Below are 21,843 nucleotides of genomic sequence, written 5' to 3' on the forward strand. Positions count from 1 at the left end.
AATAGGGCCATGGTGCCGGCGTGAATTCGCCCCCGCGCCTCTCCACCGACTGGAAGCTCGCCACCTTGCTGATGATCGCCGGCATCGCCGCGGCGACGCAGATCGGCAAGGTGCCGCCTGCCCTGCCGGCGATCCGCGCCGAGCTCGGCATCGACCTGCGCGCCGCCGGCTGGTTCGTCTCGCTGGTGAATCTCACGACGGCGCTGATCGGCATCCTGATGGCGCTGGCCGCCGATCGCATCGGCCATCGCCGGCTGGTGATCTTCGGCCTGCTGCTGGGCAGCGCCGCCAGCGCGGCCGGCGCGGTGACGCACTCCGCCGCCGCGCTCTTTGCGCTGCGCATCCTCGAGGGCCTGGGCTTTCTCTCGGTCGCCGTGCCGGTGCCCGCGCTGATCCTTCGGATCACGGCGCCAGCCGATACCCGGCGCATGATGGGTTATTGGGGCGCCTACCTGCCGGCCGGCGCAGGGGCGATGGCCTTTGCCTCGGCCGGCCTGCTGCCCTGGATGGGCTGGCACGGCGTGTGGTGGGCGAGCGCGCTGTTGCTCTTGGTTGTCGCGCTGGCCGTGCTGGCCTCGAAGGCCGGCCTCGGCGACAACGCCATTCCCCTGGCGCGCGGACGGTCGCTCTGGCGCGACGTAGCGGCGACCGCCGGCTCGGCCGGCCCGCTCGCCATCGGCATCTGCTTCGGCCTGTACTCGGGCGCCTGGTTCGCGCTGATCGGCTTCCTGCCCACCCTGCAGGTCGAGAGGCTGGGTTTCTCGATCCCGCTGGCCGCCGCGATCGGTGCCGGCGTCATCGCCGTCAATGTCTGCGGCAGCCTGGTCGCGGGGCAGCTGCTGCATCGCGGCGTGCCGCGCCTCGCCGTCTTGAGCGGCACGGCGCTGATCATGGCGGCGACGGCGGTGTTGGTGTTCTTCGACTGGCTGCCGCCGCTGGTGCGCCTGGTCATGGCCTTCGCCTTCTCCGCCTCGGCCAGCGCCATACCAGGCGCGCTGTTCGGCGCCATTCCGGTGCATGCGCCACGCCCCGACCTGATCGGCGCCACCAACGGGGTGCTGATGCAATGCTCCAACATCGGCGCCTTGATCGGCCCGCCCGTGGTCGCGGCACTGGTGACGGCCGGCGGCTGGTCCTGGGCCGCGCTCTACACCACCCCCGCCCTGCTGGCTTCGATCGCCGCCGCCTGGGTGCTGCACCGGCGCGAGGCCGTGACAGCACGACCCTAGGGGCGTAGCCTTGCTTACCCCCTGCGGCGTGGAGTTGCCGTCATGTTGATCGATATCGTCTCCGACACGATCTGCCCGTGGTGCTACATCGGCAAGAAGCGCTTCGAGCGCGCCGTGGCAGAATCGGGCCGCACCGACATCATGGTCGCGTGGCGCCCGTTCCAGCTCAATCCTGACATGCCGGCCGACGGTATGGCGCGTGATGCGTACCTGAAGCTGAAATTCGGCGGCGGCGACCGCTCGCGCCAAATCTACCGGGCGATTGCCGAGAACGGCGCCGAGGAAGGCATCGCCTTCCAGTTCGACCGCATCCAGCGCACGCCCAACACGGTGAACTCGCATCGCCTGATCCACTGGTCCGGCCCCAGGGGTTTCCAGGACGAGGTCGTCGATTCGCTGTTCCAGGCCTATTTCGAGGAGGGCCGCGACATCGGCTCGATCGGCACCCTGATCGAATGCGCCGTGCGCGGCGGTGTCGACGAGAAGGAGGCGCGCGATTTCCTCGAAAGCGACGAGATCCGCCAGGAAGTCGTCGCCGCCGACGTCTATGCCCGCCGCATGGGTGTCAGCGGCGTGCCCTGCTTCATCGTCAACCGCAAATATGCGGTGTCCGGCGCGCAGCCACCCGCGGCGTTTGCCGAGGTGTTCAACCTCGTGGCGCAGGAAGAGCGCACGGCGGCCGAGGGACAGGCGCAGTCGGTCTGACGAGCGCTCTGTCGTCCTGAGCGCTGCGAAGGACCTCGCGCTGGTGCGAACGCCACATTGTTCGTGCGTGGCCGCTATACCGCGAGGTCCTTCGCAGCGCTCAGGACGACGGTGGATCAGGCCGCCATCTTGGCCAGCGCGCCGACGACGCGACTGACGCCGCTCAGCCGCGCGGCGTCCTCCTCCCAGGCGCGGCTCAGCACGACCTTCTGGTCGGGCCGCACCTTCAGCAGGGGCGCATTGCGCTGGATGTAGGCGATCAGCTTCTCCGGTCGCGCGAAGACGTTGTCGCGGAAGGCGAACAGCACGCCCTTGGGGCCGGCGTCGATCTTCTCGACGCCGGCTGCACGGCACAGCGTCTTGAGCGCGATGGTGCGCAGCAGATTGTCGACCTCCGCCGGCATCCTGCCGAAGCGGTCGACCAGCTCGGCGGCAAAGGAGTCGATCTCCTGCTGATCGCGCAGGTCGGCGGCGCGGCGGTACAGCGCCATGCGCACGCCGAGATCGGCGACATAGGTCTCGGGGATCATCACAGGCAGGCCGAGATTGATCTGCGGCGACCAGTCGGTGGCGCGGCGCTGCGCCTCCTGCGCCTGACCGCGCGCCGCCTCGACTGCCTCCTCGAGCAGCTGCTGATACAGCTCGATGCCGACCTCGCGGATGTGGCCGGACTGCTCCTCGCCCAGCAGGTTGCCGGCGCCCCTGATGTCGAGGTCGTGGCTGGCGAGCTGGAAGCCGGCGCCCAACGTGTCGAGCGTCTGCATGACCTCCAGCCGCTTCGACGCCGCCTCGTTGAGCGCGCGGCCCGGCGGCACGGTGAGATAGCAATAGGCGCGGGTCTTGGCGCGCCCGACGCGCCCGCGCAGCTGGTAGAGCTGCGACAGGCCGAACATGTCGGCGCGGTGGATCACCAGGGTGTTGGCGTTGCGGATGTCCAGCCCGCTTTCGACGATGTTGGTCGACAGCAGCAGGTCGAACTTGCCGTCGACGAAATTCTGCATGGTGTCCTCCAGCGCCGTCGGCGCCAGCCGGCCGTGCGCCATGGCAAAGCGGATCTCCGGTACCAGCTCGCGCAGCGAGGCGGCGACGCCATCGAGATCCTCGATGCGCGGGCAGACGTAGAAGCTCTGCCCGCCGCGATACTGCTCACGCAGCAGTGCCTCGCGGATCGCCACCGGATCGACCGGCGTGACGAAGGTGCGCACCGCCAGCCGGTCGACCGGCGGCGTGGCGATCAGGCTCATGTCGCGCACGCCGGTCAGGGCCAGCTGCAGGGTGCGCGGGATCGGCGTCGCGGTCAGCGTCAGCACGTGGACATCGGCCTTGAGCTCCTTCAAGCGCTCCTTGTGGGCGACGCCGAAATGCTGCTCCTCGTCGACGATCAGCAGGCCGAGATTGGGAATCTCGATGCTCTTGCCCAGCAGCGCATGCGTGCCGATGACGATGTCGACCGTGCCCTCCTTCAGCCCCTTGCGCGTCTCGGTCGCTTCCTTGGCCGGCACCAGCCGCGACAGCCGGCCGATGCGCACGGGGAAGCCGGCGAAGCGCTCGAGGAAGACACGATGATGCTGGCGGGCCAGCAGGGTGGTGGGCGCCACGACGGCCACCTGCCTGCCCGACATCGCGGCGACGAAGGCGGCACGCAGCGCGACCTCGGTCTTGCCGAAGCCGACATCGCCGCAGACCAGGCGGTCCATCGGCCTGCCGCCGCCCAGATCCTCGATCGCGTCGGAGATCGCGTTGAGCTGGTCGTCGGTCTCGGCATAGGGAAAGCGGGCACAGAACTCGTCGTAGAGTCCGTCGGGCGGGGCCATCGCGTCGCCGCTCTTCAGCGCGCGCTCGGCGGCGATCTTGATCAGGCGATCGGCCATGTCGGCGATGCGCTGCTTGAGCCGCGCCGAGCGCGACTGCCAGCCGGCGCCGCCCAGCCGATCCAGCGCCACCGGTCCCTCCGAGGCGCCGTAGCGACTCAGCACGTCGATGTTCTCGACCGGCACGAAGAGCTTGTCGCCGCCGTCATAGACCAGCTTCAGGCAGTCGTGCCGCGCGCCTCCGACCTCGACCGCGACAAGGCCCTCGTAGCGGCCAATGCCGTGCTCGCGATGCACGATCAGGTCGCCCTCGGCCAGGGCCGCGGCCTCGGCGATGAAGCGCTCGGACGGCCTGCGCCTGGGCTTGGGCCGCGACAGGCGATCGCCGAGGATGTCCTCCTCGCCGATCACTTCCAGCGCGCCCAGCGTGAAGCCGTTCTCGATCGGCAGCACCGCCATGCCAACGGCGCCGGCCGGCAGGTTGACGGCGGTGGCGTAGTCGGCGACGGGCGTCGGCGCGGCGACGCCGTGATCGCGCAGCAGCGTTCGCAGGCGCTCGACCGAGCCCTCGCTGTAGCCGGCGATCAGCAGGCGCCGGCTGGCCTGATGCGCGCGATCGATATGCTCGGCGACAGCCTCGAACAGGTTGACGTTCTGTGCCTTGCGCGCCTCGGCGAAACCGGCATGGCGCCGGCCGCCGAGATCGATCGTCGTTGCCGCGCCATCGGTGTCCGACGCATCGAAGCTCGACATGGCGACGACGGTGCGATCGGCCAGCTTGTCGCCCCATTCCTTTTCATGCAGGTACAGCCGTTCGGGCGGCACCGGCCGATAGGGCGCCGCGCCGGCGAAGCCGCCCTTCTTGCCGCCACCGCCCAGCGCCGCCTTGCGCGCCTGGTAGTAGTCGCGGATCAGCTCCAGGCGCGAGGCACGCGCCTCCTCCGCCTGCTGGTCGAGCACGACCACCGCGCCGGGCAGGTAGTCGAACAGCGTGTCGAGTCCGTCGTGAAACAGCGCCAGCCAATGTTCCATGCCGGGATAGCGCTGGCCCGCCGACACCGCCTCGTAGAGCGGATCGTCGTCACCGGCGCCCATGGCACCGAACAGCTCGCGGTACCCGGCGCGGAAGCGCTGGATCGAGTCCGGCGTGAGCACGATCTCGCTCACCGGCCGCAGCGTGATCGCCGACACGGTGCCCGTCGTGCGCTGGCTCATCGGGTCGAAGCTGCGGATGCTCTCGAGCGCGTCGCCGAACAAGTCGAGCCGCAGCGGTTCGGCGGTGCCGGGCGGAAAAAGATCGATCAGGCCGCCGCGCACGGCGAACTCGCCCGGCTCCATCACCGTCTCGCCGCGCGTATAGCCGTTGTCGCCGAGGAAACGCTGGAGGGCGGCGACGTCGAGCGGCTTGCCGGCCACGATGTCGAAGCCCAGACCGGCGTACAGCTCCCGCCGGGGCACGCGCTGCAGCATGGCGCTGATCGAGGCCAGCACGATGCGCGCCGGCGTGCCGGGCTTCTTGTCCGAGGCCAGCCGGGTCAGCGTGTCGAGGCGCTCGCCGACGATGTCGGGATGCGGCGACTGGCGGTCATAGGGCAGGCAGTCCCAGGCCGGGAAGCTCAGCACCGCGCGGCCGGGAGCGAAGAAGCGCAGTGCCTCCTCCAGCCGCTCCAGCCGGTTGCCGTCGCGCACGACGTAGAGAATGTCGGTGCCGCCCGAGGCGCGCGCCAGCTCCGACAGCAGCAGCGCATCGGCGCCCTCCGGCGCGCCGAAGAGCCGCCAGTGCGCGGCGCGCGCATGGATGCGGGCGAAGATGTCGGCGATGGCGACCATCAGAAGGTCACCTGGAATGCCAGCAGCAGGCGCAGCACGTCGGAATCCTTCTCCGGCGGGACCTCGGCGCGGCCGGCGACCCAGTCGAAGATGTCGTTGTCGCTCTCCTCGAGAAGTGCCTCGTAGCGGTCGAGTTCCGCGGAACTGAACTTCATGACGTGGGCCTGCGCGAACTGGCCAAGCAGGATGTCGTTCTCCTTGTTGCCGCGATGATCGCTGCGAAAGATCAGCCGCCGGCGGCGTCGCTGCAGCGCCTCATCTTCGGTGATATCCCCGGCCATGCCCCTGTGCTCCGCAGAATCGACAACCTCCCACCGGGCCTCGAGGGTGCCCTCGAAGCCCGGCCGGGATCGGTCGGAGCGCTATATAGGGCGCAATCGCGGCCGAGTCAGCGGCCATCCACATGCGGCGGATGCTAGGCTGGCGCGAGAACCATGCGTCCCGCCCTCCTCAACCCCCTCTTCGCCGGCCCGACCTCGCTGCCCGGCATCGGCGACAAGCTCGGCAGGCTGGTCGAGAAGCTGGTCGGCCCGCGCGTCGCCGACCTGCTGTGGCATCTGCCGCAGGGGCTGATCGACCGTCGGCATTCGCCGACCATCGCCCAGGCGCGGGCAGGCGAGATGGTGACGCTCACCGTCACGGTCTCGGATCATCAAGCGCCGCGCAGCCGGCGACAGCCCTATCGCGTGTGGTGCCACGACGAGGGCGGCACGCTGTCGCTGATCTTCTTCCACGGCCACAGCGAGTACATCCAGAAACTGCTGCCGCCGGGCGAGCAGCGCATCGTCAGCGGCCGCATTGAGATGTACCAGGGCCTGCCGCAGATCACCCATCCCGACCACGTCGTCACCTTGGCCGAGCGCGAGAAGGTGATGCGGGTCGAGCCGGTCTACGGACTGACCGCCGGGCTCACAGCGAAGCCGCTGCAGAAGGCGATCGAGGCGGCGCTGGAGAAGGCCCCCGACATGCCCGAATGGCTCGACCCGGCGTGGAAGCAGCGCAACGGTTGGGCCGACTGGAAGGTCGCGCTGCTGCAGGCGCATCACCCGGAAAGCGAGGAGGATCTGGACCCGACGACGCCGGAAAGGCGACGACTGGCCTATGACGAGCTGCTGGCCAGCCAGCTGGCGATTTCGCTGGTGCGCGAGCAGCAGCGCGAAGTGCCGGGCCGCTCGATCCGCGGCGACGGCAGGCTGCGCGACAAGGTGCTGGCCGCTCTGCCCTACCGCCTGACACCGAGCCAGGTGATGGCCGGCGCCGAGATCGCCGGCGACATGGCCGCGACCTCGCGCATGGTGCGCATGCTCCAGGGCGACGTCGGCAGTGGCAAGACGGTGGTCGCCTTCCTGGCGATGCTCACAGCGGTAGAGACCGGCTGCCAGGCGGCGCTGATGGCGCCGACCGAGATCCTCGCCCGGCAGCACTACGCCACCATGGCGCCGCTGGCCGAGCTGGCCGGCGTCGAGCTCACCTTGCTGACCGGCCGCGACACACCCAAACGCAAGGCGCAGATCTACGAAAGCCTCGCCAACGGCGCGATCCAGCTGATCGTCGGCACCCACGCGCTGGTCCAGGAGGACGTCGCCTTCAACGACCTCGCGCTGGCGGTGGTCGATGAGCAGCACCGCTTCGGCGTGCATCAGCGGCTGACGCTCTCGGCCAAGGGGCAGGCGGTCGACATGCTGGTGATGAGCGCCACGCCGATCCCGCGCACGCTGATGCTGGCGGTCTACGGCGACCTCGACGTGTCGCGGCTGACCGAGAAGCCGGCCGGGCGCAAGCCGATCGACACCCGCACCGTGCCGCTCGATCGCCTCGACGAGGTGGTCGGTGCCGTCGGCCGGCGTCTGGCGACCGGCGGCCGCGTCTACTGGGTTTGTCCGCTGGTCGAGGAATCCGAGGTCGTCGACCTCGCCGCCGCCGAGGATCGCTTCGCCACATTGGTGGCACGCTTCGGCGACAAGGTGGCGATGGTGCACGGGCAGATGAAGGCGGCGGAGCGTGACAAGGCGATGGCGGCATTCGCGTCGGGTGCGGCGCAGTTGCTGGTGGCGACGACGGTGATCGAGGTCGGCGTCGACGTGCCGGCGGCCACGGTCATGGTGATCGAGCACGCCGAGCGCTTCGGCCTGGCGCAGCTGCACCAGCTGCGCGGACGCGTCGGGCGTGGCGAGGAGGCTTCGTCCTGCCTGTTGCTGTACGGCTCGCCGCTGTCGGAGAACGCCCGCGCCCGCCTCGCGATTATGCGCGAGACCGAGGACGGCTTTCGCATCGCCGAAGAAGACCTTCGGCTGCGCGGCGGTGGCGAAATTCTGGGCACCCGCCAGAGCGGCCTGCCGGAGATGCGCCTGGCCAACCTGACACTGCACGGCGACCTGCTGCAGGTGGCGCGCGACGACGCGCGGCTGATCATCGAGCGCGATGCCCAGCTCGCCACGCCGCGCGGCGAGGCGCTGCGTACCCTGCTCTATCTCTTCGAGCGTGACGCCGCCGTGCGCACGCTCAGGTCGGGCTGATGACCGTTGCGCCGCGTCTGGGCGTGCTGCTCAACCGTTTCGGCGGCCGCGACCGGCGTGCGCTGCGTCGCCTGCAGGCGGCGCTGACCGAGGCTGGTGGTCGTGTCGTGGTGCGGCAATCGGAAAGCGCACGACGCTGCGGCGATGCCCTGGAATCGCTGCTCGCGGAAGACGTCGCCGCCCTCGCGGTGGCCGGCGGCGACGGCACCGTTCATCACGCGATCACATATCTGCTGAATCGCCCGCGAGGAGCGCCACTGCCGCCGTTGGCGATCCTGCCTACCGGAACGACCAACGTCGCGGCGCACGACATCGGCGCGTCCATGTCGGCGACGCGCGAGCTGCGCGCCCTGCTCGACCGCATCCTGCATCGTCGCGAGTCCGCCGGCCTCATGAGCCGCCATACCATGGCGGTGCGCATTGGCGACGAGGCTGCGCCGCGCCACAGCCTGATGGGCGGCGCGGCCGGCGTCTACCAAGGCACGGTTCTGATCCGCCGTCGCCTGCGCCGCTTGGGCGCGAGAGGCGCACTTGGCCCTATTGCGGGCATGGCGCGGATGATCGGACCGCTCGTACTGGGTCGCAATCCGATCCAGCCCGTGGCGGTCGCGATCGCCGCCGACGGGTCGAGCCTGCCGGCTGTTCCCTATATCGCCGTCCTGCTATCGACGCTGCACAGCCTTTCGCCTGGCGTCTCGCCCTTCTGGGGGCGCGGCGCCGGCGTCTTGCGCCTGACCCTGGTGCGCGAGTCACCCCGCTGCTTCGCGCGCGCGGTCTGGCCGGCTCTGCAGGGGCGGCAGGGCGCGGCGACGACGCCCGAGAACGGCTATGTCAGCCTCAACGCCGACGCGCTGCAGATCCGCATGAACGGTGGCTTCGTGCTCGACGGCGAAATCCTGGAGCTCAGCGAGGATCGGCCGATGACGATTGCAGCCGGGCCGCAGCTGATGTTCCTGCGCGGCTGAAACCTAGCCGCTGAAGAAGGCGCGCATCGCCTCGAAGGTTTCACGCGGTGCCTCCTCCGCGACGTAGTGGCCGCAGGGCAGCGCCATGCCGACGACGTCGTCGGCCCATTCCTTCCAGACCTTTATCGGATCGTGGGCGCGGCCGACGCTCCTTTCGCCCCAGATCGCCAGCAGCGGACAGGTGATCTTGCGGCCATTGTCCGCCTTGTGATGCTCGAGATCGATATGGGCCGCGGCCCGATAGTCCTCGCAACTGGCGTGGATGCGCTCCTTCTGGACGAAGCAGCGCGTGTACTGCGCGCGCGCTTCCGGCGTAAGCGCGTCGCCGGCCGCGTCGAGCAGCCGGTTCAGGTAGTATTCGGGGTCGCCGCCGATCAGCCGCTCGGGCAGGTCGAAGGGCTGGGCCAGGAAGTACCAGTGCCAGCCGCCCAGCGCCGAGGCCCGGTTGACCGTGGCGAACATGTGCGGCGTCGGCACGATGTCGAGCACGGCGGCCCGCGTGACCTTCTCGGCATGATCGAGACACAGGCGATGCGTCACGCGCCCACCGCGGTCGTGGCCCGCGATCATGAAAGTTCGATGGCCCAGCTTCTCCATGACCTTCACGAGGTCGGCGGCCACGGCGCGCTTGGCGTAGCTGGAATGGTCCGCGGTCGTGGCCGGCACCGAGCTGTCGCCATAGCCGCGCATGTCGCAACACACGACGCTGAACTGCTCGGCGAGGCGTGGCGCGATCTTGTGCCACATCACGTGGGTCTGCGGATAGCCGTGCACCAGCAGCAGCGGCGCGCCCCTGCCCGCGGTCAGCGTGTTGATGCGCGCCTCGCCGACATCGATCATCTGACGCTTGAAGCTCTCGAACATCCCCGCCCCTATCTCACGACCAGATCGAGCGGGTGGCGCGACAGCAGCTCGTTGCCGCTCTCCCCGACCAGCACCGTCGTGCCCGGACACATCGCCGTGGTGCTGCCGCCGTCGATCAGGATCATGTGCAGGAAGAAGACCATACCGGGCTCGGCCGGCACTCGATTGCCGGCATAGAACATCGGCCAGTCCATCCAGTTCGGCGCGAACGTCGTGCCCAGGCTGTAGCCGCAGGCGTTGAGCCGGAACGCGCCCATCCCGCGCCGCGCGCAGGTCGCGGCATAGGCGTCGAACACCGCGCCGATCGGCTCGCCGGGACGCAGCGCATCGAGGCAGGCGTGCAGCGCCTCGATCGCCACCTTGTGGAATTCGACATGAAGCGGACGCGCTCGCCCGACAGGGATCGTGCGCATCAGGCAGGAATGGTAGTGGCGGTCGACCCCGGCGAACTCCAGCGTGATCTGGTCCTCTGCATCGAGATGGCGCCGGCCGCTGAAGTACCGACAGAGTAGCCCGTCGCGGCCGGAGCCGACGATAAACTCATTGCCGGGATAGTCGCCGCCGCCCCTGAATACCGCGCCCTGCATGGCGGCGAGGATGTCGCCCTCGAAGGCCTGCGGCCGGACCGTCTCGTGCGCCGCATCCAGCGCCTCGTCGGCCAGCTCGGCGGCGCGACGGACATAGGCGATCTCGGCCGGGCTCTTGCGCACCCGCAGCCTGGTCACGAGGTCGGAGGCGTCGACCAACTTGACGAAACCGTCCAGCGCCGCGTCGAGCCTGCGGCCGTTGGCGGCGGTCAGGCCATAGGCGTCGTACTCGACGCCGAGCTTGCGACCGCGCACGCCGAACGCACGCAGGATCTCGTGCAGCTCGTTGGCCGGCGCCGCCTCGGGCCCGTCGACCCAGATACGAATATCCTCGATGGTCGAGGTATGCATCGCCTGCAGCCGGTCGGGCGCGCGCGTCAGCAGCATCAGCCGGCCGTCGGCGCCTAGATAGAGGCACTGGAAGAAGACGTAGCCGAAGGTGTCGTAGCCCGTCAGGTAGTACATGCTCTCCTGGCGGAACATCAGCAGGCCGTCGAGCCCGCGGCGCCCCAGCTCGATCAAAGTCGCGGCCTGGCGCTGGCTGAACTCTTCGAGGCTGAAATGCAGCGCCATGATCAGCTCCCCATGGTCAGCTACCCGTGATCTCTTTCAGATAGCCGAAGAAGGCGCGCTTGCGCAGCGAGTTGATGCCCCAGTCGACCGGCAGCGATTGATAGCCGTCGGTGAAGCGCTCGGAAATGCGCCGATAGTCGAAGAAGCCCCAGCTGGCATAGGCGCCGAGCGCGGCTCGGAAATTATTGTCCTTGCCCTCGAAATCGTAGTGGTCGTCCTCGTTGAAGGCGATCGGCTGGCCGCGATAGGCCTTGCTCGCGCGGGTGTCGCCGACGACGCGGCGGATGCCCTCCGGCGACTCGACGTGGTTGCCGTGCACCAGCAGGTAGTCGGCGGCGGCGATCACGTTACTGGAAGGCACGGCGCCGCCGCTGAAGCTGGTGCTGACCTTGAGGCGACCGCCGGAGCGCGCCTTGACCAGTTCAATCAGCTCATGCCCGCGCGGTGCCTGGATGATGTCATGCTCGAACCATGGCAGGTCGACCTCGTTGCCGATCTCGATCAGCGCATTTGTCACGCCGCGTGCCGCCAGCAGGTCGACGACCTCACCGACCGCGCGCTTCACCGCCGCCTCGTCCCTCAGGTGCGGCGTCTGGCGGCCGTAGAAGCAGCCCAGGATCACCGCCATGCCGACGCGGTCGGCCGCCTCCAGCACGCTCGTCAGGCGATTGGCGTAAGCCGGCTTCAGCGCGCCGTCGGCGGCGAATCCCGACATGATCCATGGCTGGTTCCAGCTGTAGCCCTGCGGGCTGCCACCCTGCAGGTTGACGCTGATCGCGAGCAGCCCGTGCGCCCGGTAGGTAGGCAGCTCGGCGATGAACTCGCGCGTGCTGCGTTCGGCGTCCCACGGCCCGTCGGCATAGGCCCAGACGCCGACGGTTGAAGGATTCTCGTCGTCGATGATGGCGTTGGCCATGCGCGAATTCAGCAGCAGGCCCTCGATCTTGTGCGCGCGCCAGCGCTTGCCGGCATAGGTCGGCTGGCCGTTGATGGTGAAGCCGTCGCCCTTGATGCCGATCTCCGTCGCGCCCGCCATCGTCCCCTCGCCTAGATCATCGACGGATCAGTCGGCAGTCCGAGCACGACACGCCCGGCCAGCTCGTAGCTCGGCGGCGCCACCATCATGTGCTGGGTGATCACGTGCGCGTCGCGGAAGCGCCGCTGCAGCGGGCTCTTGCGATAGACCGAGGTGCCGCCGCCCAGGGTGTAGCAGATGTCCACGACCTTGGCCGATTCGTTGGCCGCGTGGGTCGCGGCCAGGCGCACGGCGGCGCGCTTCTCGACGCTGATCGCGCCGCCTTGCGCCTCCTCCCAGGCCTCGAGGATCGCCTCGACCATGAAGGCGCGGGCGGAGCGCAGCATCGCCTCGGCGCGCGCTACGTCGCCCTGCGTCGCGCCACGCTCGGCCAGCGCGCGGTTGGAAAGGGTCGGCTTCTTGGCGCCGGCCAGCTCGACGATGTCGGCGATGGCGCCGCGCGCGATGCCCAGCGAGGTCATGGCGCAGATCATGCCCAACAGACCGAACATCGGGAACACGTAGAGCGGCGTGCCGATGCGTGGCCTGTCGCGCGTCAGCGAGATGGTGTGCGCGGCCGGCACGAAGACGTCGTTGACCTTGATGTCGCACGAGGCCGTGCCACAGAGGCCGGAGGTGTACCAGTTGTCGACGAACTCGATCTTCTCGCGTGGGAAGTAGACCGTGAGCACCTCGGGCACACCGTCGCGGATCATGCGCGGCTTGCCATCCTCCCAGGCGACGCAGCCGCCCTTGATCCAGGCGCAATGCGGGCTGCCGCTGGCCCATTGCCAGTGGCCGGAGACGCGATAGCCGCCGCCCTCGCGCACCGCCTTGCCGCGCGGCGCGAAGATGCCGCCGGTCACCGCGTCGGGCGAGCCGTGGATCAGCTGTGCCACGTCAGGCGCGAGATAGGCCGCGGTGCTGCCCGAGCTGGCGCCGATGGCGACGTTCCAGCCGGCCGAGCCGTCGGCGGCCGCCGTCTCCTCGATCGCCTGCATCAGCACGAGGGGATGCGCCTCCTCGCCGCCCACCGCCTTGGGCACGCAGAGCTTGAAGACCTTGGTGCCGATCAGGGTGCGCGCGAGGTCGGGTGGCAGCTGTCGCGCCTGCTCGATCTCGTCGGCGCGCTGGGCGATTTGCGGCAGCAGCGGCCGTAGGCGATCGAGCACGGGATGCGAAGGCCAGGAGGTCATGCGAGTCGTGCCAAAGGTCGGCCGAAGACCTCGCCGCGCAACTGGGCGCAGAACAGCGCCGGCAGCGCGTCGAGTCCTTCGACGATGTGTTCGCGGAATTTCAGCCGGCCGTCACGGATCCAGCCGACCATCGCATCGGTCGCCTCGTCGTACCGTTGGGCGTAGTCGAACACGACCAGGCCTTCCATGCGCAGGCGCTTGCCGATGAATTCATAAACGCGGCGGGTGCCGTAGCGTGCCGAGGGCTCGGTGTTGTAATCAGCGATCTGGCCGGAGATGACGATGCGTCCCTTCGGCTTCATGCAGGCGATGGCCGCGTCGAGCGTGATGCCGCCGACATTGTCGAAGTACACATCGACACCATCTGGTGCGACCTTGCTGATACGCTCGGCCACGGCGCCGACTGTGTCGGCGCCGGCGCGATCGATCACCGCGTCGAATCTCGCGACCTCGCGCAGCCATTTCAGCTTCTCGGTGCCACTGGCGATGCCGATGGCGCGGCAGCCCATGATGCGCGCGATCTGGCCGGCCGTGGCGCCGACCGGCCCGGCGGCCGACGACACCAGCACCGTCTCGCCCGCTTTCGCCAGGCCCACGTCGCGCAGGCCGAAATAGCCGGTGAGCCCGGGGATGCTGAGGATGCCGGCCCAGGCGCTGATCGAGGGCGTGTCGGCGGGAATGCGCCGCATGCCGCGGCCGCTGATCTGGACATACTCGGCCCAACCGAACGGCCCGCTCAACAGCTCGCCGCTCTTGAACGCGGGATTGCGCGATTCGATCACGCGGCCCACCGCCGGGCCTTCCATGGTTTCGCCCAGCTCCATGCCGCGCGCGTAGCTCGCGCCGCCGCCGCCCAGCCGGTTGCGGCTGCCGGGATTGGCGGTGGCGTAGAGCACCTGCACCAGCACGCGGCCTTCGGCCAGCGGCGGCAACTCGCGCGTTGCGACGCGGAAGTCATCGGGCGCCGGCGCGCCGTTGGGTCGGCGCGCCAGCACGACGTGGCGGCTTCTCACCTATTCGCCGCCGGTGCCGACCACGCCACCATCGGCGACGATCATCTGCGCGGTGACGAAGGCGCCGGCCTTCGAGGCCAGGAACACCGCGACGCCGCCGATGTCGTCGGGATCGCCGATGCGCTTGAGCGCCGCCTTGTTCTCGGCCGAGGCGCGGATCGTCGGATTGTCCCACAGCGCCTTGGCGAAATCGGTCTTGATCAGGCCGGGCGCGATGGCGTTGACGCGAATATTGTGCTTGCCCCACTCCGCCGCCAGCGACTTCACCAGCGACAGATCGGCGGCCTTGGAGATGTTGTAGGCGGCGATGTGCAGCGAGGCGGTCAGTGCGCCGATCGACGAGACGATGATGAAGGCGCCGTCCTTGCGCTCGGCCATCTCGGGACAGACCATATTGGCCAGCCACAGATTGCTGAGCACGTTGTTCTGCATGATCTTGGTGAACACCTCGTCCTTCAGCCCGGTGAGCGGGCCGAAATACGGATTGCTGGCGGCGTTGCAGACCATGATGTCGATCCTGCCGTAGGTCTTGCGCGCCTGCACCACCAGGTTCTCGAGCTGCGCCTTGTCGGAGATGCTGGCGGCGATTGCCGTCGCCTCACCGCCCCTCGCCTTGATGCCGGCGACGACCTCCTCGCAGGCCGGCAGCTTACGGCTCGACACCACGACCTTGGCGCCCTGCTCGGCCATGCGCTCGCAGATCGAGCGGCCGATGCCGCGGCTGCCGCCGGTCACGACAGCGACCTTGCCCGTGAGATCGAACATCGACATCAGCGCTTCTCCCGTATCCGTCCTGGCGCACCCTAGCCGCTTGCGATTCGCCGGAACAGGGCGATGAGCTCAACATGTGTCGACCAGAGAAACTGGTCCACGGGCAACAGCCGCTCGAGCCGGTAGCCGCCATCGACCAGCACGCGCGCATCGGCGGCAAAGCTGCGCGGATCGCACGACGCGTAGATCACCGTCGGGACCGCGCTTTGCGCCAGCTCGCGCGCCTGAGGCGCAGCGCCTGCCGCCGGCGGATCGAGCATCGCAAGGTCAAAGCCATCGAGTTCTTCGGGCGCCAACGGCTCGCGTTTCAGGTCGCGTACCTCCGCCCTCGCCACGCCTGCCAGCGTCGCCTTGCGCAGCGCCGCGTTGACCGCCGCGACCGCGCTCCGGCTGCCTTCGACGATCGTCAGCCTTGCCTCGGGCAGCAGCGGCAACGACAGGGTGCCGAGCCCGCCGTAGAGATCGACGACGCGCTTCGCGCCGCCCGACCACGCCTTCACCGCGGCGCGCAATGTCGCCTCGCCAGCGAAGCTCGCCTGCAGGAACGCGCCAGGTGGCGGCTCGACCTCGACATTGCCGAAACGCAGCTTCGGTGGCCGTCGCGTCAGCACGATGTCCGGCTTGCCGCGCGCGCCCCAGGCGATGCGTGCGACATCGGCCGTTTCGGCGAATGCGGCGATGGCCTCGCGACGCGGGAGGTCGAGTTCCAGTCGCGTCACCAGGAGCAGGTCGGCGCCGCTGTCAGTCCAGTTGATCACCGCTTCGGCCTCGCCGTTCGCCGGCAGGATTGTCTCGGCCAGGCGGCGCAGCGGTGGGACCATTGCAACGAGCGCCGGCAGCAGCACCGGGCATTCGGCAAGATCGACGAGATCGTGCGAGCGCCGTTTGGCGAAGCCCACGATCATCCCCTCGCGCGTGTGGCGCAGCGTCAGGTCGGCGCGCCGCCGGCCGCCCGCCGGCGTGCGCGCCATGGGCATGAGCATCGCCGACGCAACACCCGCCGCGTCGAGCGTCGCGCGCAGCTGGTCGAGCATCCATGCGACGTAGAGATCATCGGGGTAGTGCTGCAGCGCGCAGCCGCCGCAGACTCCGAAATGCCGGCAGGCCGGTTCGCGGATCCGGGGTGGCGCCTCGATGCTCGCTAGGCCGCGGCGCCGAGCCATGACGCGGCCGCGCGGATGTCACCGACGCGCGCGCCGACGACGTTGAGGATCGGCGGGTTGATCGCGTCGCTGTAGCGCGCCGCATCGAGCACGCCGAGATGACGCAGGATGCTCGCCATCGCCACCTCGGCGGCGCGGCCGGTGCCATCCCAGATCTTCAGCGCGACGCCCACGCCAAGGGCCGGCAGCATGGCGCAATAGACGCCCTCGGCGCCGGTCTTGATCTGCGCGACGCCCGGCAGGGCTGCGTTGATGCGCGTGCAGAAGCGGCCCGTGCCGGCCATGAAGAACGGCTCTGCATTCATCGCCGCGCGGATGCGCACGATCGCGGCCACGCGCGATTGCTTGAGCCGCGACGGATCGGCCATCGCCGCCATCGCCGTCGCCATGGCGCGCAGCGGCACGCCCAACGTGGGAATGCCGCAGCCGTCGCTGCCAGCCGGTGCACGTGCGGGATCGAAGCGGCCGAGCTCGCCATAGATCGCGGCGAGGCGCTTCTGAACCGGATGGCCGGCGCCGATATAGCCTTTGGTCGGCTCGCCGAGATGAACCGCCGTTGTGAGGAATCCGGTGTGCTTGCCCGAGCAGTTGTTGAAGGCCGGCGTGAGCGGCACCCCGTCCCTGATGTAGCGCTCGAAGATCGGCAGGCGGCCTGGGGCGTGCGCGCCGCATTCGAGGTCGGCTTCCGACAGCCCGACCCTGGTCAGCCAGTCGCGCACCGCCGTCACGTGCCGCGCCTCGCCGTTGTGCGAGGCGCAGGCGAGCGACAGCTGCATGTCGGTGAGCCCGAAGCGGTCGGCCGCGCCGCTTTCGACCAGCGGGATGGCCTGGATCGGCTTGATCGCCGAGCGGGCCATCACCGGCGCATCGATGTCACCCCAGGACTCCACGACCTTGCCGTCGGAACGCATGATCGCGGCGGCGCCGAGGTGACGGCTTTCCACCATCTGGCCCCGCGTCACCTCGATGACGACGGGCTTCTCATTGGACATGAACGCTACTCTTCGATCAGTGCCAGGTGGCCGGCAGGTTCGTCAGGCCGCGCAGGGTGAAGCTGCGCCGCCACGACGGGTTGGTGAGCTCGGCAATCTGCAGCCTGGGCAGGCGCCGCGCCAGCCCGGCGAAGGCCTCGTGCGCCTCGATGCGCGCCAGCTGCGCTCCCAGGCAATGATGGATGCCGCCGCCGAAGGACAGCGGGCGGATGTTCTGACGCCTCACATCGAGCCTGTCGGGCTCGGCATAGACTGCCGGATCGCGATTGGCAGCGCCGAGGAAGCAGACGATCGAGGCGCCCTTGTCGAGCTTCATGCCACCGACCTCGACCGCCTCCAGCGCGACGCGGCCGGTCATCTGCACCGATGAGTCGAAGCGCAGCAGCTCGTCCATGGCATTGGGGATCAGCGACGGGTCGACCTTCAGCGCCTCCCATTGCTCGGGATTGCGCTGCAGCGCCAGCAGGCCGTTGCCGATCAGGTTGGCCGTGGTCTCGTGGCCGGCGGCGAAGAGCAGTCCGACATTGGCGCGCAGCTCCTCCGTCGTGAGGCGATCGCCCGCCTCCTCCGCCTGCACCAGCTGGGTCGTGAGGTCGTCCTTCGGCTCCTTGCGGCGGCGCTCGAAGAGCGAGTCGAAATACGCGCCGACGACCTTGCCGTTCTCATTGACCGCGTCCATCTCCTCGCGCGTGAGCGGCACCGGATCGATCAGCCGGCCATTGACCTTGTACTGGTCGAAGAACTGGCCACGATCCTCCTCGGGGATGCCCAGCATGTCGCAGATCACGATCACCGGCAGGCGGTGCGCGAAGTCCGCGATCACGTCCATCGTGCCTTTCTCAGAGACGCGGTCGATGAGCTGATCGACGACCGAGGCGATGCGCGGGCGCATCTCCTCGACGCGCCGCGCGGTGAAGGCCTTGGTGACCAGGCCGCGCAGCCGGGTGTGATCCGGGGGATCGAGCACCAGCATGGTACGCGCCAGGCTCGCCACCGCTGGTTCCTCGAGCGCCTTCTCGCCATAGCGGCGCTTCATGTTCTCGGCGTAGTTCTTGCCGAATCGCCTGTCGCGCAGTACCAGGGCGACGTCCTCGTAGCGGGTCATCACCCACTGGCCGAGCGGCGACAGCCAGATCGGCGCCGCTTCGCGCAGCTGATGGTAGACGGGATACGGATCGGCGATGAAGGCAGGATCCAGCGGATTGAAGATCGGCACCTGCGGCGCCAGCGAGTCGGGCATGGGCGTTTCCTAATGTTGATGGTGTCACCATAGAGGAAAGACGCACGCCGCACTACCCGCCGCGCGCCGACTGTCCTACCGTCCGGAAGGGAGTAAACGCACATTGAGGACGCCATGTATCTGACGCAGGGCCTGCGCCGCGCCGTGCAGATCAAGCCGAACGGTGTTTCGACCGTGTTCCGCGACCGCCGCCGCACCTGGCGCGAGACGGCCGAGCGCGTGGCGCGCGTTGCCGGCGGCATGCGCAGCCTCGGTGTGGCGAAGGGCGATCGCGTCGCCATCCTGGCGCTCAACAGCGACCGATATCTCGAGCTGATGTATGCCATTCCCTGGCTGGGAGCGGCGATGGTACCGCTCAACACGCGGCTGGCGACGCCGGAGATCGAGTACATCCTCGAGGACTCGGGCTCGACGACCCTGTTCATCGATGGCGGCATGAAGCATCATGCCGAGGCGCTGGCCGGCAAGCTGCCGGCGCTGAAGCACGTCGTCTATCTCGACGACGATGCGATGCCTGCGGGCATGAGCGGCTACGAGGCGCTCGCCGGGGCCGCACCGATCGACGACGCCGGCGCCGGCGGCGATACGCTGGCCGGCCTGTTCTACACCGGCGGCACGACCGGCCGGTCCAAGGGCGTGATGCTGAGCCACAACAACCTGGTGTGGAACGCGATGAACGCCATCGGCGGCATCGGCTTCGACGGCGACACGACCTACATCCACTCCGGCCCGATGTTCCACCTCGCCGACGGCGCCTCGAGCTTCGGCGTCACCATGGTCGCGGGCATCCACGCCTTCGTGCCGCGCTTCGATGCGCTCGACTGCCTGCAGACCATCGAGCGCGAGAAAGTCACGCACGCGCAGTACGTGCCGACCATGATCAACATGATTTGCAACCACCCGCGCCTGGCCGAGTTCGACATTTCGAGCCTGCAGATGATCCTCTACGGCGCCTCGCCGATGCCCGAGGGCGTGCTGCGCAAGGCGCTGGAGGTGATGCCGCGCTGCAAGTTCATGCACGCCTACGGCATGACCGAGGCGGCGCCGATCCTCACCCTGCTGCCGACACGATACACGACGCTGGATGGTCCGTATGCCGGCCGGATCAAGTCGTGCGGGCTGGCGGCGCACACCGCCGAGCTGAAGATCGTCGGCCCCGACCGCAAGGAGGTGCCGCGCGGCATCTCGGGCGAGATCGCCGCCAAGGGGCCGATGATCATGCTGGGCTACTGGAACAAGCCGAAGGAGACGGCCGCCGTGCTGGAGGACGGCTGGTACTACTCCGGCGACGCCGGCTACATGGACGACGAGGGCTTCGTCTTCATCGTCGATCGGCTGAAGGACATGATCATCAGCGGCGGCGAGAACGTCTATTCGGCCGAGGTCGAGAACGCGATCTCCCTGCTGCCCGGTGTCGCCGAGGTGGCGGTGATCGGCATCCCCGATGCCAAATGGGGCGAAACCATCCACGCCATCATCGTGCCGCGCGCCGGCGCCAACCTCACCGCCGAGGCGGTGATCGAGCACTGCCGCCAGCAGATCGCCGGCTACAAGCTGCCGCGCAGCGTGCAGTTCCGCGACCAGCCCCTGCCGCTTTCGGGCGCCGGCAAGGTGCTCAAGCGCGACCTGCGCGAGCCGTTCTGGAAGGGCTTCGAGAAGCGGGTGAATTGACAGCGCAGCGGTCGTCGCGGCACCACTGTCATTCCAAGCGTAGCGAGGAATCTCTGGACCCCTCGCATTGCTCGGGATGACAGGGCGGGTCAAGCCCGCTTGCGCGCCAGGTAGATGCAGCCGAGACCGGCGATCACAGCGACGACGCCGGCGATGGCGGGGATCGGGATCACGCGCTGCTCCTTGGCGTCGACCTTCAGCGGTCCGAGGTCGACGACGCGGCGCGTCTCGGTGAACGAGATGTAGGGAACCACCAGCGCCAGGATGCCGGCGACGATCAGGACGGCGCCAAGGATGGCGATCGGACGCATGACGCTCCTTGCAAATGGTCGCGTGCGCCCGCAACGCCTGAACTGGCCGAAAGTTCCGGCTGCGTTCCCAATCCTGCCAGGCACCGCGGTCGGGCGCCGACGCGGTGGCCGATCGCATTACCGCGGGGTCCTTCGCTGCGCTCAGGACAACAGCGGGGCACTACCCCCACACCTCCTCTGCCAGCTCGACGATCATGCGCAGCTTGGCCCATTGCTCGTCCTCGGCCAGCGTGTTGCCCTCCTCCGTGCTGGCGAAGCCGCATTGCGGGCTGAGGCAGATCTGCTCCAGCGGCACGAACTTGCTGGCTTCGTCGAGGCGGCGCTTGAGCTCGTCCTTCGATTCCAGCTTGCCGGACTTGCTGGTGACCAGGCCGAGCACGACCTGCTTCTCGGGCGGCACGTAGCGCAGCGGCTCGAAACCGCCGGCGCGCTCGCTGTCGTACTCCATGAAGTAGGCGTTGACGCCGATCTGGTTGAACAGCACGTCGGCGACGCGGTCGTAGCCGCCGCTGGCGATCCAGGTCGAGCGGAAATTGCCCCGGCACAGATGCATGGTGACCACCATGTCGGCGGGACGGCCGGCCACCGCGGTGTCGATCAGCTTGGCGTAGACGCCCAGCAGCTTCTCGGGATCGTCGCCCCTGTTGCGCAGGTAGCCGCGCTGCTCCTCGTCGCACAGATAGGCGATGTAGACCTCGTCCATCTGCAGGTAGCGGCAGCCGATATCGGCGAAGCCGCGCACCGCGCCGCGATAGGCCTGCGCCAGGTCGGCGAAGAAGACGTCCATGTCGGGGTAGAGATCCATGTCGATCATCGGCCGGCCGCCGCGATAGTGCAGCGCGCTGGGCGCGGGGATGGTCATCTTGGCCGAGGCCGAGGTGATCGAGCGCAGGTAGCGATAATGGTCGAGCATCGGATGGTCGCTGAAGCCGAGCTTGCCGGTAACCTTGATGCCCTTGGGCTTCAGCGCCGCGCCCTTGAACTGCACGGCGCTCTCGACGTCGGTCCATTCGACGCCGTCGAGCCCGGCGAGGAAATCGTAGTGCCAGAAGGCGCGGCGGTACTCGCCGTCGGTCACCGATTTCAGCCCGACCGCTTCCTGCTTTGCCACGATCTTCTGGATTTCGATGTCCTCGACCGAGCGCAGGGTCTCGTCGTCGATCTCGTCGCGCTCGTGCTGCGCGCGGGCCTCCTTCAGCGGCACGCTGCGCAACAGGGAGCCGACATGATCGGCGCGGAAGGGCGGGATCGGGCGCTGCATGGGTTCCTCTCGAGGTGAGTCGAGGTTGTCGCTCTTCTCCTACCTTCCCCCGCTCCGCGGGGGAAGGTGCCCGAAGGGCGGATGGGGGTGCCGTCATAGCGGCCAGACGAGGCGCTGCAGTTGTCGCACG

At 68.7% G+C, this 21,843-nt stretch carries 18 protein-coding genes; 5 read left to right on the plus strand and 13 right to left on the minus strand.

Annotated features, from left to right (window positions below; all coding sequences use genetic code 11):
• Positions 1-20: 20 nt before the first annotated feature.
• Together KF889_16865 and KF889_16870 are read left to right on the plus strand one after the other, a co-directional pair.
• On the plus strand, positions 21-1,229 hold the full coding sequence (locus tag KF889_16865) for an MFS transporter (GenBank protein ID MBX3501114.1): 1,209 nt from the start codon (positions 21-23) through the stop codon (positions 1,227-1,229).
• Between the two features lie 42 nt (positions 1,230-1,271).
• Positions 1,272-1,934 (plus strand): DsbA family oxidoreductase, encoded by a 663-nt coding sequence (locus KF889_16870; protein ID MBX3501115.1) that lies wholly within the window; start codon positions 1,272-1,274, stop codon positions 1,932-1,934.
• Positions 1,935-2,050: 116 nt separating this feature from the next.
• On the opposite strand, the gene mfd is transcribed toward KF889_16870, so the two are convergent.
• Positions 2,051-5,575 carry a transcription-repair coupling factor gene (mfd, locus tag KF889_16875; GenBank protein ID MBX3501116.1) on the minus strand — a complete coding sequence of 1,175 codons (3,525 nt, stop codon included), beginning with the start codon at positions 5,573-5,575 and terminating at the stop codon, positions 2,051-2,053.
• Positions 5,575-5,856, minus strand: coding sequence for a succinate dehydrogenase assembly factor 2 (locus KF889_16880; GenBank protein MBX3501117.1), 282 nt, complete (start codon positions 5,854-5,856; stop codon positions 5,575-5,577). Before KF889_16880 ends, mfd begins: the two co-directional genes overlap by 1 nt.
• 153 nt (positions 5,857-6,009) lie before the next feature.
• Between KF889_16880 and recG the strand changes: the two genes are divergently transcribed.
• Positions 6,010-8,091 carry an ATP-dependent DNA helicase RecG gene (recG, locus tag KF889_16885; GenBank protein ID MBX3501118.1) on the plus strand — a complete coding sequence of 694 codons (2,082 nt, stop codon included), beginning with the start codon at positions 6,010-6,012 and terminating at the stop codon, positions 8,089-8,091.
• Entirely contained in the window at positions 8,091-9,056 is a 966-nt protein-coding gene (locus tag KF889_16890; GenBank protein ID MBX3501119.1) for a hypothetical protein, read from the plus strand. Before recG ends, KF889_16890 begins: the two co-directional genes overlap by 1 nt.
• A 3-nt stretch (positions 9,057-9,059) precedes the next feature.
• Here the strand turns inward: KF889_16890 and KF889_16895 are convergent, their stop codons facing one another.
• The 9 genes from KF889_16895 to KF889_16935 form a co-directional block, all read right to left on the minus strand.
• Positions 9,060-9,920, minus strand: coding sequence for an alpha/beta hydrolase (locus KF889_16895; GenBank protein ID MBX3501120.1), 861 nt, complete (start codon positions 9,918-9,920; stop codon positions 9,060-9,062).
• A gap of 8 nt (positions 9,921-9,928) precedes the next feature.
• On the minus strand, positions 9,929-11,080 hold the full coding sequence (locus KF889_16900) for an aminopeptidase P family protein (protein MBX3501121.1): 1,152 nt from the start codon (positions 11,078-11,080) through the stop codon (positions 9,929-9,931).
• Between the two features lie 16 nt (positions 11,081-11,096).
• Positions 11,097-12,116, minus strand: a complete 1,020-nt coding sequence (locus tag KF889_16905; protein ID MBX3501122.1) for a hypothetical protein — start codon at positions 12,114-12,116, stop codon at positions 11,097-11,099.
• An 11-nt stretch (positions 12,117-12,127) separates the two neighbouring features.
• Positions 12,128-13,291 (minus strand): acyl-CoA dehydrogenase family protein, encoded by a 1,164-nt coding sequence (locus KF889_16910; GenBank protein MBX3501123.1) that lies wholly within the window; start codon positions 13,289-13,291, stop codon positions 12,128-12,130.
• Positions 13,288-14,304, minus strand: coding sequence for an NADP-dependent oxidoreductase (locus KF889_16915; GenBank protein ID MBX3501124.1), 1,017 nt, complete (start codon positions 14,302-14,304; stop codon positions 13,288-13,290). Before KF889_16915 ends, KF889_16910 begins: the two co-directional genes overlap by 4 nt.
• Positions 14,305-15,075, minus strand: a complete 771-nt coding sequence (locus KF889_16920; protein ID MBX3501125.1) for an SDR family oxidoreductase — start codon at positions 15,073-15,075, stop codon at positions 14,305-14,307.
• A gap of 32 nt (positions 15,076-15,107) precedes the next feature.
• Positions 15,108-16,109 (minus strand): class I SAM-dependent RNA methyltransferase, encoded by a 1,002-nt coding sequence (locus tag KF889_16925; protein MBX3501126.1) that lies wholly within the window; start codon positions 16,107-16,109, stop codon positions 15,108-15,110.
• Positions 16,110-16,216: 107 nt separating this feature from the next.
• Positions 16,217-17,230 (minus strand): asparaginase, encoded by a 1,014-nt coding sequence (locus KF889_16930; protein ID MBX3501127.1) that lies wholly within the window; start codon positions 17,228-17,230, stop codon positions 16,217-16,219.
• Between the two features lie 16 nt (positions 17,231-17,246).
• A complete protein-coding gene (locus KF889_16935) occupies positions 17,247-18,470 on the minus strand; it encodes a cytochrome P450 (protein ID MBX3501128.1) in 1,224 nt (407 codons plus the stop codon).
• 114 nt (positions 18,471-18,584) lie between these two features.
• Between KF889_16935 and KF889_16940 the strand changes: the two genes are divergently transcribed.
• A complete protein-coding gene (locus KF889_16940; protein MBX3501129.1) occupies positions 18,585-20,141 on the plus strand; it encodes a long-chain fatty acid--CoA ligase in 1,557 nt (518 codons plus the stop codon).
• 89 nt (positions 20,142-20,230) lie between these two features.
• Here KF889_16940 and KF889_16945 read toward each other — a convergent pair whose 3' ends face one another.
• Positions 20,231-20,452 (minus strand): DUF3185 domain-containing protein, encoded by a 222-nt coding sequence (locus tag KF889_16945; protein ID MBX3501130.1) that lies wholly within the window; start codon positions 20,450-20,452, stop codon positions 20,231-20,233.
• Positions 20,453-20,612: 160 nt separating this feature from the next.
• The gene (locus KF889_16950) at positions 20,613-21,713 is read right to left on the minus strand and encodes a 5-methyltetrahydropteroyltriglutamate--homocysteine S-methyltransferase (protein ID MBX3501131.1); all 1,101 of its coding nucleotides are present in this window, start codon (positions 21,711-21,713) and stop codon (positions 20,613-20,615) included.
• Positions 21,714-21,843: the final 130 nt, after the last annotated feature.

It is taken from the genome of Alphaproteobacteria bacterium, assembly GCA_019635875.1.
Taxonomy (GTDB): Bacteria; Pseudomonadota; Alphaproteobacteria; order Reyranellales; family Reyranellaceae; genus JAFAZJ01.

What these genes read in the sequence shown, in the direction of transcription:
- KF889_16870 (MBX3501115.1), top strand. Translation starts at nt 1,272, where the DNA reads ATGTTGATCGATATCGTCTCCGACACGATCTGCCCGTGGTGCTACATC.
- mfd (MBX3501116.1), bottom strand. Translation starts at nt 5,575, where the DNA reads ATGGTCGCCATCGCCGACATCTTCGCCCGCATCCATGCGCGCGCCGCG.
- KF889_16880 (MBX3501117.1), bottom strand. Translation starts at nt 5,856, where the DNA reads ATGGCCGGGGATATCACCGAAGATGAGGCGCTGCAGCGACGCCGCCGG.
- recG (MBX3501118.1), top strand. Translation starts at nt 6,010, where the DNA reads ATGCGTCCCGCCCTCCTCAACCCCCTCTTCGCCGGCCCGACCTCGCTG.
- KF889_16890 (MBX3501119.1), top strand. Translation starts at nt 8,091, where the DNA reads ATGACCGTTGCGCCGCGTCTGGGCGTGCTGCTCAACCGTTTCGGCGGC.
- KF889_16895 (MBX3501120.1), bottom strand. Translation starts at nt 9,920, where the DNA reads ATGTTCGAGAGCTTCAAGCGTCAGATGATCGATGTCGGCGAGGCGCGC.
- KF889_16900 (MBX3501121.1), bottom strand. Translation starts at nt 11,080, where the DNA reads ATGGCGCTGCATTTCAGCCTCGAAGAGTTCAGCCAGCGCCAGGCCGCG.
- KF889_16905 (MBX3501122.1), bottom strand. Translation starts at nt 12,116, where the DNA reads ATGGCGGGCGCGACGGAGATCGGCATCAAGGGCGACGGCTTCACCATC.
- KF889_16910 (MBX3501123.1), bottom strand. Translation starts at nt 13,291, where the DNA reads ATGACCTCCTGGCCTTCGCATCCCGTGCTCGATCGCCTACGGCCGCTG.
- KF889_16920 (MBX3501125.1), bottom strand. Translation starts at nt 15,075, where the DNA reads ATGTCGATGTTCGATCTCACGGGCAAGGTCGCTGTCGTGACCGGCGGC.
- KF889_16925 (MBX3501126.1), bottom strand. Translation starts at nt 16,109, where the DNA reads ATGCTCGACCAGCTGCGCGCGACGCTCGACGCGGCGGGTGTTGCGTCG.
- KF889_16930 (MBX3501127.1), bottom strand. Translation starts at nt 17,230, where the DNA reads ATGTCCAATGAGAAGCCCGTCGTCATCGAGGTGACGCGGGGCCAGATG.
- KF889_16935 (MBX3501128.1), bottom strand. Translation starts at nt 18,470, where the DNA reads ATGCCCGACTCGCTGGCGCCGCAGGTGCCGATCTTCAATCCGCTGGAT.
- KF889_16940 (MBX3501129.1), top strand. Translation starts at nt 18,585, where the DNA reads ATGTATCTGACGCAGGGCCTGCGCCGCGCCGTGCAGATCAAGCCGAAC.
- KF889_16945 (MBX3501130.1), bottom strand. Translation starts at nt 20,452, where the DNA reads ATGCGTCCGATCGCCATCCTTGGCGCCGTCCTGATCGTCGCCGGCATC.
- KF889_16950 (MBX3501131.1), bottom strand. Translation starts at nt 21,713, where the DNA reads ATGCAGCGCCCGATCCCGCCCTTCCGCGCCGATCATGTCGGCTCCCTG.